Source organism: Massilia rhizosphaerae (assembly GCF_016093545.1).
Lineage (GTDB): Bacteria > Pseudomonadota > Gammaproteobacteria > Burkholderiales > Burkholderiaceae_D > Telluria > Telluria rhizosphaerae.
Genome location: NZ_JADKYX010000010.1, coordinates 65,181 through 80,060, shown reverse-complemented (window position 1 = coordinate 80,060; position 14,880 = coordinate 65,181). Strand labels below are relative to the sequence as shown.

The following is a 14,880-nucleotide window of genomic DNA, read 5'->3' as shown; positions in this document are numbered from 1 at the left end:
TCCTTCCCGGGCCGCCGCGCCCGCCGCGGCCCGCATGCGTGACGCATGGCTTGTTCACGCTAACATCCCATTTTCCCGCTTTCCCAGCCGATTCCGCCACCGCCGGCATCGGCTGCGTCGCATCGGCCGGACATCTCCCGAATAATTGATTGACAAGCCCCAAATGTGCCGATTAGACTGGAATGGTTGCGGTAACATTTTTGTTATTGGAATGTTGCGCGCATGCCAGGCAGAGGACACCGCCGGTTCGCACGGCGGCACATACAAAAACAAGCAGGAGACACGATTCGATGGGTATCAAACGCAGGGAGTTTCTGGCGACGGTAGGCGGCGCGGCCGGCATGGCCGCGGTCCCGGGCGCGATGGCGGCCAAGGCCGTCAAGGGCGGCGTGCCGGTGTACAAGCAGGCGAGTGCGCCCGTGGCGGCGCGCGTGGAGGATCTGCTGGGCCGCATGACGCTCGACGAAAAGATCGCGCAGATGCAGTGCGTGTGGCTGACGAAGAAGGATCTGCAGAACGCGGACACGAGCTTCTCGGCCGAGAAGGCGAGCCGCGCGCACCCGAACGGCATGGGCATGTTCGCGCGCCCGTCCGACCGCCAGGTCGGCGCCGACAACAACGCCGGCAACTCGGGCGCCGTCGGCAACCGCGGCCCGAAGGAAACGGCGGACTACGTGAACGCCGTGCAGAAGTGGGCGCTGGAACGCACGCGCCTCGGCATCCCCGTCTTCATGCACGAGGAATCGCTGCACGGCTACGTGGCGCCCGAGGCGACCAGCTTCCCGCAGGCGATCGGCCTGGCGTCCACCTTCGATCCGGAACTCGTTCAGCAGGTGTTTTCGCTCGCGGCGAAGGAAATGCGCGCGCGCGGCGCCAACCTGGCGCTGGCGCCGGTCGTCGACGTGGCACGCGAGCCGCGCTGGGGCCGCATCGAAGAGACCTACGGCGAAGACCCGCACGTGTGCGGCACCATGGGCAAGGCCGCCGTGCTGGGCTTCTCGGGCGACTCGCTGCCGCTGGCGCGCGACAAGGTCTACGCGACCCTCAAGCACATGACGGGCCACGGCCAGCCGGAGAGCGGCACCAACACCGGCCCCGCGAACGTGGGCGAGCGCACGCTGCGCGAAGACTTCTTCCCGCCGTTCGAGAAGATCATCAAGGAAACCAGGATCGCGGCCGTGATGCCGTCGTATAACGAGATCGACGGCATCCCGTCGCACGCCAACCGCTGGCTGCTGACGGACGTGCTGCGCAAGGAGTGGGGATTCCAGGGCCTGACCGTGTCCGACTATATGGCGATCGCCGAACTGCAGGGCCGCCATCACCTCGTCGCCACCATGAAGGAAGCGGGCCTCGCCGCGTTCAAGGCCGGCGTCGACGTCGAGACCCCGGATCCGGCGGGCTACCTGGCGCTCGCCGAACTGGTCAAGGAAGGCAAGATCGCGACGAAGGACATCGACGCGGTCGTGCGCCGCATCCTGCGCCTGAAGTTCGAGGCCGGGCTGTTCGAGAACCCGTATGCCGACGCCGCGCAGGCCGCGGCCCGCACGGCCACGCCGGAAGCGATCGCGCTCGCGCGCAAGGCCGCCCAGCGCACGGCTGTGCTGCTCAAAAATGACAAGGGCCTGCTGCCGCTGGCGCCGCAGAAGATGGGCAAGCTGCTGCTGGTCGGCACGCATGCGCGGGACACTCCGATCGGCGGTTATTCGGACAAGCCGCGCCACGTCGTTTCCGTGTACGAGGCGCTGCAGCAGGAAGCGCAGGACCACGGCTTCTCGCTCGCGTATTCGGAAGGCGTGCGCCTGACGGAAGGCCATGTGTGGGGCCAGGACGAGATCGTGTGGACCAAGCCCGAGGTGAATGCGCGCCTGATCGCGGAAGCCGTGGAAGCGGCCAAGCAGGCCGACACCATCGTCATGGTCCTGGGCGACAACGAGCAGACCGCGCGCGAGGCCTGGGCCGACAACCACCTGGGCGACCGCACGTCGCTCGACCTGGTCGGCCAGCAGAACGACCTGGCGCGCGCGATCTTCGCGCTGAACAAGCCGACCGTCGTGCTGCTGCTGAACGGCCGTCCGCTGTCCGTCAACTTCCTGGCCCAGCGCGCCGACGCGCTGATGGAGTGCTGGTACATGGGACAGGAGACGGGCCACGCCGTCGCCGACCTGATCTTCGGCCGCGCCAACCCGGGCGGCAAGCTGCCCGTGACGATCGCGCGCGACGTCGGCCAGCTGCCGATGTTCTACAACCGCAAGCCGAGCAGCCGCCGCGGCTACATCGACGACGTGACGACGCCGCTGTACCCGTTCGGCTACGGCCTGTCGTACACGCGCTTCGAGATCTCCGCGCCGCGGCTGGAACACGACCGCATCGCGCCGGACGGCTCGACCCGCGTGCAGGTCGACGTGCGCAACACGGGCGCCGTGCGCGGCGACGAGGTCGTGCAGATGTATATCCGCGACGACGTCAGCTCCGTCACCCGTCCGCTGCTGGAACTGAAGGGCTTCCAGCGCGTGACCCTGGAGCCGGGCGAACGGCGCACCGTCACGTTCGACATCAAACCGTCCGACCTGTGGTTCTACAACGCCGACATGAAGCGCGTCGTGGAGCCGGGGACGTTCACCATTTTCGCAGGACCGAACAGCGTCGACCTGAAGAAGGCGACCTTGACGGTGGCATAAACCAAGAGAGAGAAACATGACAGCAATCCAAGCCAATCCGCTGCCCCAGGACCTCGACCAGGCCTTGATGGTCGGCCGTGTCTGGCGCTCCGCCCCGACCGACGGCCCGGCCGTGGTCGCAGTACGCAAGGGCCGCGTGGTCGACATCACGCGCCACGCGCCGACCGTGTCCGAACTGCTCGAACGCGACGACCTGGTCGCCATCGTGCGCGACGCGGACGGCGAGGACCTGGGCGACGTGAACGCCCTCGTGGCCGCGGCGCTGCGGGGCGACGAGGGCGCGGATGTGCGCCTGCTGGCTCCGTGCGACCTGCAGGCGATCAAGGCCTGCGGCGTCACGTTCGCCGTCAGCTTGCTGGAACGGGTGATCGAGGAACAGGCCAAGGGCGACCCGGCCCGCGCCAACGCGCTGCGCCAGCAGCTGCAGGAGACCATCGGCACCAACCTGTCGGAACTGGAGCCGGGCGGCGAGGCCGCGATGCGCCTGAAGGCCGACCTGGCGGCGCGCGGCCTGTGGTCGCAGTACATGGAAGTGGGCATCGGCCCGGACGCCGAGGTGTTCACCAAGTCGCAGCCGATGTCGGCGGTCGGCCACGGCGCCCCGGTCGGCCTGCACCCGTCGTCGCACTGGAACAATCCGGAGCCGGAAATCGTCCTCGCGGTGAACAGCCGCGCGCAAGTGGTCGGCGCCACCTTGGGCAACGACGTCAACCTGCGCGACATCGAGGGCCGCAGCGCGCTCCTGCTGGGCAAGGCCAAGGACAATAACGGTTCGTGCGCCATCGGCCCGTTCATCCGCCTGTTCGACGGCGATTTCGATATCGACACCCTGCGCAACGCGGAAGTGCGCATGCTGATCGAAGGCGTCGACGACGGCTTCGAACTGGCCGGCGCCAGCTTCATGCGCGAAATCAGCCGCGACCCGCTGGACCTGGTGCGCCAGACCGCTGGCCGCCATCACCAGTACCCGGACGGCTTCATGCTCTTCCTCGGCACGATGTTCTCGCCGATCAAGGACCGCGATGCGCAAGGCGGCGGCTTTACCCACCACGCGGGCGACCGCGTGAGCATCTCCACGCCGTCGCTGGGCACGCTGGTCAACACCGTCCAGCGCAGCGATGCGATCGCACCGTGGACCTTCGGCGTACGCGCACTGTACGCCAACCTGGCCCAGCGCGGCCTGATTTCAAAATAACGAGAATTACATGTCTGAACAAAACCAAGCATTCGTCTACGCGACGTACCCGGACCTCGCCGGCAAGCGAGTCGTCATCACCGGCGGCGGCAGCGGCATCGGCGCCGAACTGACGGCGGCCTTCGCGGGCCAGGGCGCCCGCGTCTACTTCCTCGACATCGCCGAGGACGCGTCGCGCGCGCTCGAGGCGCAGCTGGCGAACTCGCGCCACGCGCCGACGTTCATCAAGTGCGACCTGACCAACCTCGACGAGCTGAAGGCCACCTTCGCCCGCATCCAGGACGAAGCGGGCGGCGTCGACATCCTGCTGAACAACGCGGCGAACGACGACCGCCACGACATCGAGAACGTGACGCCGGCGTACTGGGAAAGCCGCATGAACGTCAACCTGCGCCACCAGTACTTCTGCGCGCAGGCCGTCATTCCGGGCATGAAGGAGCGCAAGTACGGCGTGCTGCTGAACTTCGGTTCGATTTCCTGGCACCTGCCTCACACGCAGCTGGGGCTGTACATGATGGCGAAGGCCGCCATCGAAGGCATGACCCGCAACATGGCGCGCGAATTCGGCCCGCACGGCATCCGCGCCGTCACCGTCGTCCCGGGCGCCGTCGTGACGCCGCGCCAGAAGGCGCTGTGGCACAACCCGGAAGAGGAAGCACGCATCCTGGCCGGCCAGTGCATCCCCGAGCGCGTGGAGATGGAAGACGTGGCCGCGCTGGCGCTGTTCCTGGCGTCGAACAACGCGCGCCACATCAGCGGCCGCGAATACTTCGTCGACTCGGGCTGGTATGGCGCATAAGATGGAGACCAACACCGACATCGCCACGCAACCGGTCCCGCTGTGGGAAGTCGGCGCGACCCTGGGCGAGGGCGTCCTGTGGGATGCCCCGGCCGGGCAGGTGTGGTTCGTCGACATCAAGGGTCGCCGCCTGCACCGCTGCGCGGCCGACGGCTCGGACCAGCGCAGCTGGGACGCGCCGGGCCAGGTGAGCTTCGTCGTGCGCGCCATCGACGGCGGCCTCGTCGTCTCGCTGGAGGACGGCCTGTACCGCTTCATCGAAGACAGCGGCGAATTCGTGCCGTTCGTGAAGGTCGAGGCGGACGTCGACGGCAACCGCTTCAACGACGGCCACGTGGATGCGCAAGGCCGCCTGTGGTTCGGCTCGATGGACGACAGCGAGGCCGAACGCACGGGTGCCCTGTACCGTTTCGACGGCAAGAACGTCGTCACGATGGACGACGGCTACATCATCACGAACGGCCCGGCCGTGAGCCCGGACGGGCGCACCTTGTATCACACCGACACGCTCGATAAACGGGTGTATGCTTTCGACCTGGCGGAGGACGGCAGCCTGTCGAACAAGCGCCTGTTCGCGGAGATCACGGACGGCGGCTGGCCGGACGGCATGGCCGTCGACGCCGAGGGTCACGTGTGGATCGCCGTGTTCCGCGGCTGGCGCATCGAGCGCCGGGACCCGTCGGGCCGCAAGGTGGGCGAAGTGCGCTTCCCTTGCTCGAACATCACCAAGCTGGCCTTTGCCGGCGACGACCTGCGCACCGTGTACGCGACGTCGGCGCGCAAGGGCCTGTCGGCCGAGGAACTGGCCCAGCAGCCGCTCGCGGGCGCGCTGTTCACCTTCCGCGCCGGGACGGCCGGATTGCCGCACCACGTGCTGCGGTTGCAGGAGTAATACGGAATGACACAACAGAACAGCAAGCCGAAGCGCTTCCGGTCGCAGGACTGGTTCGACAACGAGGAGCGCATCGACATGACGGCGCTCTACCTCGAGCGCTTCATGAACTACGGGATCACGCCGGAGGAACTCCGTTCCGGCAAGCCGATCATCGGCATCGCGCAAAGCGGCAGCGACATCTCGCCGTGCAACCGCATCCACCTGGACCTGGCCAAGCGCGTGCGCGACGGCATCCGCGACGCCGGCGGCATCCCGATGGAATTCCCGCTGCACCCGATTTTCGAGAACTGCCGCCGCCCGACCGCGGCGCTGGACCGCAACCTGGCCTACCTGGGCCTCGTCGAGATCCTGCACGGCTATCCGATCGACGCCGTCGTGCTGACCACCGGCTGCGACAAGACGACGCCGGCCCAGCTGATGGCCGCCGCCACCGTCGACATCCCCGCCATCGTGCTGTCCGGCGGTCCGATGCTGGACGGCTGGTTCGAGGGTGAGCTGGTCGGCTCGGGCGCCGCGATCTGGAAAGGCCGCCGCCGCCTGGCCGCGGGCGAGATCGACGAACAGAAATTCATCGACATCGCGACCGCGTCCGCGCCGTCCGCCGGCCATTGCAACACGATGGGCACGGCGTCGACGATGAACGCCGTCGCGGAAGCGCTGGGCATGTCGCTGACCGGCTGCTCGGCCATTCCGGCGCCGTACCGCGAGCGCGGCCAGATGGCGTACGAGACGGGCAAGCGCATCGTCGGCATGGCGTTCGAGGACCTGCGCCCGTCGCAGGTGCTCACGCGCGACGCCTTCATCGACGCGATCGTCGTCAACGCCGCGATCGGCGGTTCCAGCAACGCCCAGCCGCACATCGTGGCGATGGCGCGCCACGCCGGCGTCGAGATCAACCCCGAAGACTGGATGGAATACGGCTACGACGTGCCGCTGCTGCTGAACATGCAGCCGGCCGGCAAATACCTGGGCGAGCGCTTCCACCGCGCCGGCGGCGTGCCCGCCATCATGTGGGAGCTGGAGCAGAAAGGCATGCTGCGTTCGAAGCGTCCGACGGTCACCGGCAAGACGATGGCCGAGAACCTCGTCGGCCGCGAAAGCGGCGACCGGGAAATGATCTACCCGTTTGACGCGCCGCTGTTGGACAAGGCTGGCTTCATGGTCCTGAAGGGCAATCTGTTCGACTTCGCGATCATGAAGACGAGCGTGATTTCCGACGCCTTCCGCCAGCGCTACCTGTCGAAGCCGGGTTCGGAAAACGCGTTCGAGTGCAAGGTCGTCGTGTTCGACGGTTCGGACGATTACCACCACCGCATCAACGATCCTTCGCTCGGCATCGACGAGAACACGATGCTCGTGATCCGCGGTTCCGGTCCGGTCGGCTGGCCGGGCTCGGCGGAAGTCGTGAACATGCAGCCGCCCGATGCGCTGATCAAGAAGGGCATCAGCGCGCTGCCGACCTTGGGCGACGGCCGCCAGTCCGGCACGTCGGACAGCCCGTCGATCCTGAACGCGTCGCCGGAAAGCGCGGCGGGCGGCAACCTGGCGCTGCTGCGCACGGGCGACGTCGTGCGCGTGGACCTGAACACGGGCCGCTGCGATGTGCTGATCAGCGACGCCGAACTGGACCAGCGCCGCAAGGACGCGCCGCCGGCGATCCCGCCGAACCAGACGCCGTGGCAGCAGATCTACCGCGCCACCGTCGGCCAGCTGCATACGGGCGCCTGCATGGAACTGGCGCTGCCGTACCGCGGCGTCGGACACGACATGCCGCGCCACAACCACTGATCGTCACGATCGTCACGAGGGCCCGTTCGCGGGCCCTTTTTTTTAACGGATACACGCATGCGCAGTTTCGCGATTCGCCTGTGCCGGGCCCTTGCCGTGGGCCTGGCTTTCACCTGGATGGCGGTGGCCCATGGCGCGCCGGCGCCGGCGCCGCGCGCCGTAGCCGCGCTGGACGACGGCTGGGAGTTCATCAAAGGGGATGCGCCGGACGCCTTCGCGCCCGCGCCAGGCAGCTGGACGCCCGTCCGTCTGCCGCACACGTTCAACGCGGACGACGCCACGACGGCGCATCCGTATCGCGGACCCGGCTGGTATCGGCGCACGATCGCGGCGCCGCCGGCGGGCCACGGCCGCACCTATCTCGAATTCGACGGCGCCGCGCTCGCGACGGACGTGTGGCTGAACGGCGCGCACGTCGGGCGCCACGAAGGCGGCTTCGCGCGCTTCCGCTTCGACGTCACGGACCGCCTGCAACCGGGCGCGAACGCCTTGCTGGTGCGGGTCGACAACGCGCGCCACCCGGACGTCGCGCCGCTGGGCGGCGACTACACTTTGTACGGCGGCCTGTATCGGCGCGTGCGCCTGGTGACGACGGCCGACGTGCACGTCGACATGCTGGACGCCGGCGGCCCGGGCGTCTATTTCAGCACGCCGGCGGTGACGGCCGCGCGCGCGGGCCTGCACTGGCGCGTGCGCGTGGCGAACGAGCGGGCGGGCGCGGCGCGGGTGGTCGTCGCGGCCCGCCTGCGCGACGCGGCGGGCAAGGTCGTGGCGACGGCGCGGCGTGCCGTGGTGCTGCCGGCCGGCGACGTCGTGCCGGTGGAGATGGACGCGGTGCTGGCCGCGCCCCATCTGTGGCAGGGCGTCGACGACCCATATTTGTACACGAGCGACGTGACCGTCGCGCCGGCCGCGGGCGGGGCGCCGCTCGACCGCGTGGAGATTGAAGCGGGCGTGCGGACCGTGCGCCTGGACGCGGACAAGGGCCTGCTGCTGAACGGGCGGCCGTACCGTGTCCATGGCGTCAACGTGCACCTGACCTACGCGCCGGGCAAGGGTGTGGCGGTGTCGGATGCGGACGTCGACGCGGACTACCGCATCCTCGACGAGCTGGGCGTGACGGGCCTGCGTTTCGCCCACTACCAGCACGACGAGCACAGTTACGCGCTGGCGGACCGCAAGGGTTTCCTGGTCTGGACCGAGCTGCCGCTGACGTCCGAGGTGGGCGCGAGCGACGCGTTCCTGGCCAACGCGGCCCAGCAGGCGCGCGAACTGGTGCGCCAGAACTTCAATCACCCGTCCGTGTTCGTATGGGGCCTCGGCAACGAGATCTACAAGGTGGACGCCGTCAGCGCGCGCGTGCTAGACGCGATGCAGCGCCTCGTGCACGACGAGGACGCCAGCCGGCCGACCGTGTACGCGAACTGCTGCGCGCCGATCGACGGGCCGCAGGCGATGCATACCGACGCGATCGCGTCCAATGTGTATTTCGGCTGGTACGACAAGGAATTCGCGGATCTCGCGCCGTTCCTCGCGTCCAACCACGCGCTGCGCCCGCACACGCCCGAGGCGCTCAGCGAATACGGGGCCGGCGGAAGCAACCGGCAACAGGAAGACCCGCCGCGGCGGCCGGTGGCGGCCAGCCACTGGCATCCGGAGCAGTACCAGGCGCTGTACCACGAAGCGGCGTGGCGCCAGATCGAGGCGACGCCGTGGCTGTGGGCGAGCTTCGTGTGGACGGGTTTCGATTTCGCGTCCAGCGGCCGCAACGAAGGCGACGGGCGGGGCGTCAACGACAAGGGCCTCGTCAGCATGGACCGCACGGTCCGCAAGGACGCGTATTACTGGTACCAGGCCAACTGGTCGCACAAGCCGATGGTGCACGTCACGTCGCGCCGCGCCGTGCGGCGCACGCACGCGGACGCCGAGGTCAAGGTGTACAGCAACCAGCCGCGCGTGCGCCTCGCCGTGAACGGCGTCGACCTCGGCGAGCGGACCGTCGACGACCACATCGCGCGCTGGCCGGTACACCTGGCGCCGGGCGCGAACCGGATCGAGGCGCGGGCGGGCGCCTTGGCCGACAGCGTCGAGTGGACGCTCGTGCCGGACGCGCACTGAGGCCGGCGCCGGGCATATCCGAATTCGGCATGCCTGCACGCGCATTTCGGGATAGGACGACAAGGCGCAACGGCGTAGAGTGCTGTTCTTTCCCGCTTCGTCGTCCTTCCGGTTCCCGATGCCTATGCCGATATCCATCCGGTCTCTCGTCCTGCTTTGCGCGTTCCTGGCCTCGCGTGCCGGCGCGGCGCCGTTCGATCTGGCGCCGGCGGGCGCGCCGCCCGTCATCGTCCACGACGGCGGCGGCAAGACACTCGGGCTGGCGGCCGCGATGTTGCGGCACGACCTGCGGGCGGTGTCCGGCGTGGACGCGGCAGCAAAGGACGACCTGGCCGCGTGTTCGCAGGTGTGCGTCGTCGTCGGCACCGCGGCGTCGCCCGCCGTGCAGCGCATCGCGCGCGAGGGCGGCGTCGACCTGCGGCCGCTGCGCGGCCAGTGGGAGCGCTATGTGCGGGCCGCCGTGCGCGACGGCGCCGGACGGCGCATCCTGCTCGTCGCCGGCTCGGACGTGCGCGGGGCCGTGTACGGCGTGGTGGACATCGGCCGCGAGCTGGGCGTCTCCGCGTGGGAATGGTGGGCCGACGTGGCGCCGCGCCGCAACACGCATCCTGCCGTCGACGGCGCGGTGCGCCTGTCGGCCGCGCCGTCGGTCCAGTACCGCGGCATCTTCCTGAACGACGAGGACTGGGGCCTGCAGCCCTGGGCGGCCGCGCACGACCCGGCGGGAGACATCGGCCCGGCCACGTATGCGCACATCTTCGAGCTGATGTGGCGCCTGAAGGCGAACCTGATCTGGCCGGCCATGCACGAATCCACGAAGCCGTTCTACCAGATCGACGGCAATGCCCGCACCGCGGCGGACTATGCGATCGTCGTCGGGACGTCGCATGCGGAACCCATGATGCGCAACAACGTGCGCGAATGGGACAGCCGCAAGGACGGACCATTCAACTTCTTCACCAACCGCGCGGCGATGGCGGACTACTGGCGCCGCCGCGTGGACGAGGTGAAGGACGGCGAGAACGTGTATTCGGTCGGCCTGCGCGGCGTGCACGACTCGGCGCTGGAAGGCGCCGCGACGCCCGAGCAGGCGCGCGCCGCCACCGAGGACGCGATCCGTCTGCAGCGCGGCATTCTCGCGCACAGCCTCGGGCGCCCGGCCGCCGGCGTGCCGCAGGCGCTGACCCTGTACAAGGAAGTGCTCGACCTGTACAAGGCGGGGATGCGGGTGCCGGACGACGTCACCCTGGTCTGGCCGGACGATAACTACGGCTACCTGCACCAGCTGAGCGACGCGGACGAACGCCGCCGGACGGGCGGCGCGGGCATCTATTACCACATCTCGTACTGGGGCCGTCCGCACGACTACCTGTGGCTGGGGACGACGCATCCGGCGCTGATCCGCGACCAGTTGCAGCGCGCCTGGGCCGCGGGCGCGCGCAAGCTGTGGGTCGTGAACGTGGGCGACATCAAGCCGGCGGAATACCTCGTCCAGTACTTCCTCGACGCCGCGTTCGACGCACGCCAGCTGGACCGGGACCCGCAACGCCACCTGGACGCGTGGAGCACGGCGCAGTTCGGCCCGGACGTGGGCGCCGGCGTGGCCCGCATCCTGCGCGATTACTACGACCTGGCGTGGGAGCGCCGTCCCGAATTCATGGGCTTCGGCCAGGTCGAGCCCATCACGCCGAACCGGCGCACGGCCTATATGGGGTCCGGCGGCGAGGAGGGCGTACGGCGGCTCGAACGCTACACGGCGCTCGCGGCCGCCGCCGACGCGCTGGCGCAGCGCGTGCCCTTCGAGCTGCGCGACGCGTATTTCGAATTGGTGGCGTATCCCGTGCACTCGGCGGCCGGCCTGAACGCGCGCATCCTGGACCTCGACCTGGCCGCCGAAGCGGCGCGCCAGGGGCGGCCGTCCGCCCAGCATCTCGTGGACGACGCGCGGCGCGCGCATGCCCGGCTGGTGGCCGACACGGCGGCCTACAACGGCCTCGCGGGCGGCAAATGGCGCGGCATCATGGACATGGCGCCGCGCCGCCTGCCCGTGTTCGCGGAACCCGTGTGGCCGTCGTATGCCGTGAACGGCGGCAAGGGCTGCGGCATCGTCTACCCGTTCCCGTATTCCGCGGATGCGGACCGCCTGGCGTTCGTGAAGGGCGTGCCGGCGACGGCCGCCGTGACCCTGTCGGCACGCGGCGGCGCGGCCGCGGACTGGCGCGTGCTGGACGGCGCGCGTGGCATCGCGACTGCACGGCGCACCGGCACGCTCGATGCCGTCAACGGCTTCGAGCAGCGCATCGTCCTCCGCTACGACGGATCGGACGACCCGGCAGTCGCCTTCCGCTGCGGCGGGCGCGACCTGCGCGTGAACCTGCGCCTGGAGCCGCGCGGCGCCGCAGGCGTACCGGCCGAGCACGGGCACATCGTCAGCATGGCGGCCGGCAGCGCGGCCGCGCAGCCCGACTGGGAGTTGCAGCCGGGCCTGGGCAGCAGCGGCCGCGCGATGCGCGCGCGCCTGGACCTGCGCCCGCGCGCGCCGGATCACCTGGGCGGCGCCGCGCCGCTGGCGTACGCGTTCGACACGACGACGGATGGCGGCGCCACCTTGCGCCTCGTGGCCCTGCCGGAGCATCCGCTGGCCGGCGATGGCCGCGTGCGGATCGCCTACAGCCTCGATGGCGGTCCCGTCGCCGTGGCCGATTACACGACGCGCGGCCGCAGCGACGAATGGAAGCGCAACGTGCTGTCCAACAGCGCGGTGCGGACGGCCGCGCTGGCGCGGCTGCGGCCGGGACGGCACACGCTCAAGGTGTATGCGCTGGATCCGGGCGTGGTGCTGGACCGGATCGACGTCGTGCTCGACGGCGCACCGGCATTCTATGGCGCGCCGCGCGGCATCGACCTGAATCATTGATCTGAAAGGAGCAGCATGCGCAGTATATTTGCAGTGGGATTGGCGTTCGGCCTGTCCGTCCTGGCCGCCGGCGCCCATGCCGGCGCGGAGAAGCCCGCGCGCTTCATCCTCGTCGGGGACTCGACGGTGGCGAAGCGGAGCGGTTATGGGAATGCGTTATGCGACCGGCTGGTCGGCGCCGACACCTGCCTCAACCTGGCGAGTCCCGGCCGCAGTTCGGCCAGTTTTCGTCGCGAAGGGCGCTGGGACGAAGTGGAAGGCTTGCTGCGCGGCGGCAGCGCGTACCGGGCGACCTATGTGCTGATCCAGTTCGGCCACAACGACCAGCCGGGCAAGCCGGGACACAGCACGGACCTGGCGACGGAATTCCCTGCCAACATGGCGCGCTATGCCCGCGAGGTCAAGGCGCTGGGCGGCGTGCCCATCCTCGTGACGCCGCTGACGCGCCGCACGTTCGTCGCCGGCCGGCTCGAGAACAACCTGCGGCCGTGGGCGGACGCGGTGCTGAAGGTGGCGGCGCGGGAGCACGTGCCCGTGCTCGACCTGAACGCCGACAGCCATGCGGCCGTCCAGGCGATGGGCCAGGACGAGGCGGACACGCTGGCCGTTGCGCCCCGTCCCGCCGGCTGGACCGCGCCGGCCGTGCTGCCGGGGACGTCCGGCGTCGGCGCGTCCGTGCCGGAACACGTCCAGCCGCCGTCCGGGCCCAGGACCGCGTTCGACCGCACGCACCTGGGCAGCAAGGGCGCCGCGTATTTCGCGCGCATGGTCGAAGCGGAACTGAAGCGGGCGATGCCCGAACTGGGGCGGGAGTTCGCCCCGGACAGCGGCAGCTGAAGGCCCTGCGCGCTCAGCGCGCGGCTTGCAGCGTGCCGTCCACCATGCGCACGAGGCCCAGCGGATTGTCGTCGCGCAGCGCCTCCGGCAGCAGGTCCGCCGGCACGTCCTGGTAGCACACCGGACGCAGGAAACGGTCGATGGCCGTGGCGCCCACCGACGTGGTGCGGCTATCGGACGTGGCCGGGAACGGGCCGCCGTGGACCATCGCGTGGCACACTTCGACGCCGGTCGGGAAGCCGTTGAACAGGATACGGCCGGCCTTGCGCTCCAGGGGCGGCATCAGCCTGGCCGCCAGGTCGCGGTCGGCCGCGGTGGCGTGGATCGTGGCCGTCAACTGGCCCTCGACGTGGCGCGCCACTTCCAGCAGTTCGCCCTCGTCCTTGCAGGCGACGATCAGCGAGGTCGGGCCGAAAATCTCTTCTTCCAGCGCGCTGTTGGCGAGGAAGGTCGCGGCGTCGGCCTGGTACAGCGCGGCCTGGGCGGCGCAGCCGCAGCCATCGGCGCTGCCTTGTGCGACCAGTTCCACGCCGGCCAGACGCGAGCGGCGCGCGACGGCGTCGACATAGGTCTGGTGGATGCCGGCCGTGAGCATCGTGCCCGCGCCCTTGGCGGCCAGGGCTTCCGTCGCGGCCGTGCGGAACACGTCCAGCGCCGTGCCCGCGAGGCCGATCACGAGGCCCGGGTTCGTGCAGAACTGGCCCACGCCCATGGTGAGCGAATCGACGAAGCCTTGCGCCAACTTGGCGCCGCCGGCGGCCAGCGCGCCCGGCAGCAGGAAGAACGGGTTAATGCTGCTCATCTCGGCGTAGACCGGGATCGGTTCCTTGCGCGCGCCCGCCGCATTCACGAGCGCGAGGCCGCCCGCGCGCGAGCCCGTGAAGCCGACGGCCTTGATGGCCGGGTGCGACACGAGCGCTTGGCCGATCTCGAAGCCGGTGCCGATCAGCATGGAGAAGGTCCCTTCCGGCATGCCGCAGTCTTGCGCGGCCTGGCGGATGGCCTTGGCGACCAGTTCCGACGTGCCCAGGTGGGCGTTGTGGGCCTTCACGACGACGGGGCAGCCGGCGGCCAGCGCGGAGGCGGTGTCGCCGCCGGCGACGGAAAACGCGAGCGGGAAGTTGGAGGCGCCGAACACGGCGACCGGGCCCAGGCCGATCTTGCGCATGCGCAGGTCGGGGCGCGGCGGCGTGCGCTGGGGCAGGGCGGCATCGAGCGTCGCTTCCAGGAAGTGCCCGTCGCGCACGACCTTGGCGAACAGGCGCAGCTGGTTGCACGTGCGTCCCCGTTCGCCTTCCAGGCGCGCGGCCGGCAGGCCGGATTCGGCGCCGGCGCGCTCGATCAGCAGCGGACCGATGTCCATGATGCGGTCGGCGATGGTTTCGAGGAAGCGGGCGCGCTGCTCGAGCGGCACGTCGCGGTACGCGTCGAACGCTTGTTCGGCGAGCAGGCAGGCGGCCGCGAGGTCGTCCATGGTGGCCGCGCCGAACACGGGTTCGATCTCGGCACGCGTGGCCGGATTGAAGGCGCGCAGCGTCGCGGCGCTGCCGCGCACGGCCTGGTTACCGATGATCATTTCGCCTTGGATGTTCATGAGGGCTCCTTGTCTGTCTTTAAAAAAAAAGCGCCGCCGTGGCCTTGTCGGCCGCG

9 protein-coding genes are annotated in these 14,880 nt (G+C 69.7%); 8 read left to right on the top strand and 1 reads right to left on the bottom strand.

Annotated elements, in window-relative coordinates; all coding sequences use genetic code 11:
- The first annotated feature begins 290 nt into the window (after window positions 1-290).
- The 8 genes from ISF28_RS16000 (at window position 291) to ISF28_RS15965 (ending at window position 13,230) form a co-directional block, all read left to right on the top strand.
- Complete coding sequence (locus tag ISF28_RS16000; protein WP_198118171.1) at window positions 291-2,681, top strand: glycoside hydrolase family 3 N-terminal domain-containing protein; 2,391 nt, start codon at window positions 291-293, stop codon at window positions 2,679-2,681.
- A 16-nt stretch (window positions 2,682-2,697) separates the two neighbouring features.
- Window positions 2,698-3,876: a fumarylacetoacetate hydrolase family protein gene (locus ISF28_RS15995; RefSeq protein WP_198118170.1), complete on the top strand. Its 1,179-nt coding sequence runs from the start codon at window positions 2,698-2,700 to the stop codon at window positions 3,874-3,876.
- Between the two features lie 10 nt (window positions 3,877-3,886).
- Window positions 3,887-4,675, top strand: coding sequence for a D-xylose 1-dehydrogenase (gene xylB / locus ISF28_RS15990; RefSeq protein WP_198118169.1), 789 nt, complete (start codon window positions 3,887-3,889; stop codon window positions 4,673-4,675).
- A 1-nt stretch (window position 4,676) separates the two neighbouring features.
- The gene (locus ISF28_RS15985) at window positions 4,677-5,567 is read left to right on the top strand and encodes an SMP-30/gluconolactonase/LRE family protein (protein ID WP_198118168.1); all 891 of its coding nucleotides are present in this window, start codon (window positions 4,677-4,679) and stop codon (window positions 5,565-5,567) included.
- 6 nt (window positions 5,568-5,573) lie between these two features.
- On the top strand, window positions 5,574-7,358 hold the full coding sequence (locus ISF28_RS15980; protein WP_198118167.1) for an IlvD/Edd family dehydratase: 1,785 nt from the start codon (window positions 5,574-5,576) through the stop codon (window positions 7,356-7,358).
- A 57-nt stretch (window positions 7,359-7,415) separates the two neighbouring features.
- On the top strand, window positions 7,416-9,476 hold the full coding sequence (locus tag ISF28_RS15975; RefSeq protein ID WP_198118166.1) for a glycoside hydrolase family 2 protein: 2,061 nt from the start codon (window positions 7,416-7,418) through the stop codon (window positions 9,474-9,476).
- A gap of 124 nt (window positions 9,477-9,600) precedes the next feature.
- A complete protein-coding gene (locus ISF28_RS15970; RefSeq protein ID WP_229519124.1) occupies window positions 9,601-12,393 on the top strand; it encodes a glycosyl hydrolase 115 family protein in 2,793 nt (930 codons plus the stop codon).
- 15 nt (window positions 12,394-12,408) lie between these two features.
- On the top strand, window positions 12,409-13,230 hold the full coding sequence (locus ISF28_RS15965) for a rhamnogalacturonan acetylesterase (protein ID WP_198118164.1): 822 nt from the start codon (window positions 12,409-12,411) through the stop codon (window positions 13,228-13,230).
- A gap of 13 nt (window positions 13,231-13,243) precedes the next feature.
- Here the strand turns inward: ISF28_RS15965 and ISF28_RS15960 are convergent, their stop codons facing one another.
- Window positions 13,244-14,824: an aldehyde dehydrogenase (NADP(+)) gene (locus ISF28_RS15960; protein WP_198118163.1), complete on the bottom strand. Its 1,581-nt coding sequence runs from the start codon at window positions 14,822-14,824 to the stop codon at window positions 13,244-13,246.
- Between the last annotated feature and the right edge of the window lie 56 nt (window positions 14,825-14,880).

Coding starts and splice junctions, on each gene's coding strand:
- ISF28_RS16000 (WP_198118171.1), top strand. CDS start 291: ATGGGTATCAAACGCAGGGAGTTTCTGGCGACGGTAGGCGGCGCGGCC.
- ISF28_RS15995 (WP_198118170.1), top strand. CDS start 2,698: ATGACAGCAATCCAAGCCAATCCGCTGCCCCAGGACCTCGACCAGGCC.
- xylB (WP_198118169.1), top strand. CDS start 3,887: ATGTCTGAACAAAACCAAGCATTCGTCTACGCGACGTACCCGGACCTC.
- ISF28_RS15985 (WP_198118168.1), top strand. CDS start 4,677: ATGGAGACCAACACCGACATCGCCACGCAACCGGTCCCGCTGTGGGAA.
- ISF28_RS15980 (WP_198118167.1), top strand. CDS start 5,574: ATGACACAACAGAACAGCAAGCCGAAGCGCTTCCGGTCGCAGGACTGG.
- ISF28_RS15975 (WP_198118166.1), top strand. CDS start 7,416: ATGCGCAGTTTCGCGATTCGCCTGTGCCGGGCCCTTGCCGTGGGCCTG.
- ISF28_RS15970 (WP_229519124.1), top strand. CDS start 9,601: ATGCCGATATCCATCCGGTCTCTCGTCCTGCTTTGCGCGTTCCTGGCC.
- ISF28_RS15965 (WP_198118164.1), top strand. CDS start 12,409: ATGCGCAGTATATTTGCAGTGGGATTGGCGTTCGGCCTGTCCGTCCTG.
- ISF28_RS15960 (WP_198118163.1), bottom strand. CDS start 14,824: ATGAACATCCAAGGCGAAATGATCATCGGTAACCAGGCCGTGCGCGGC.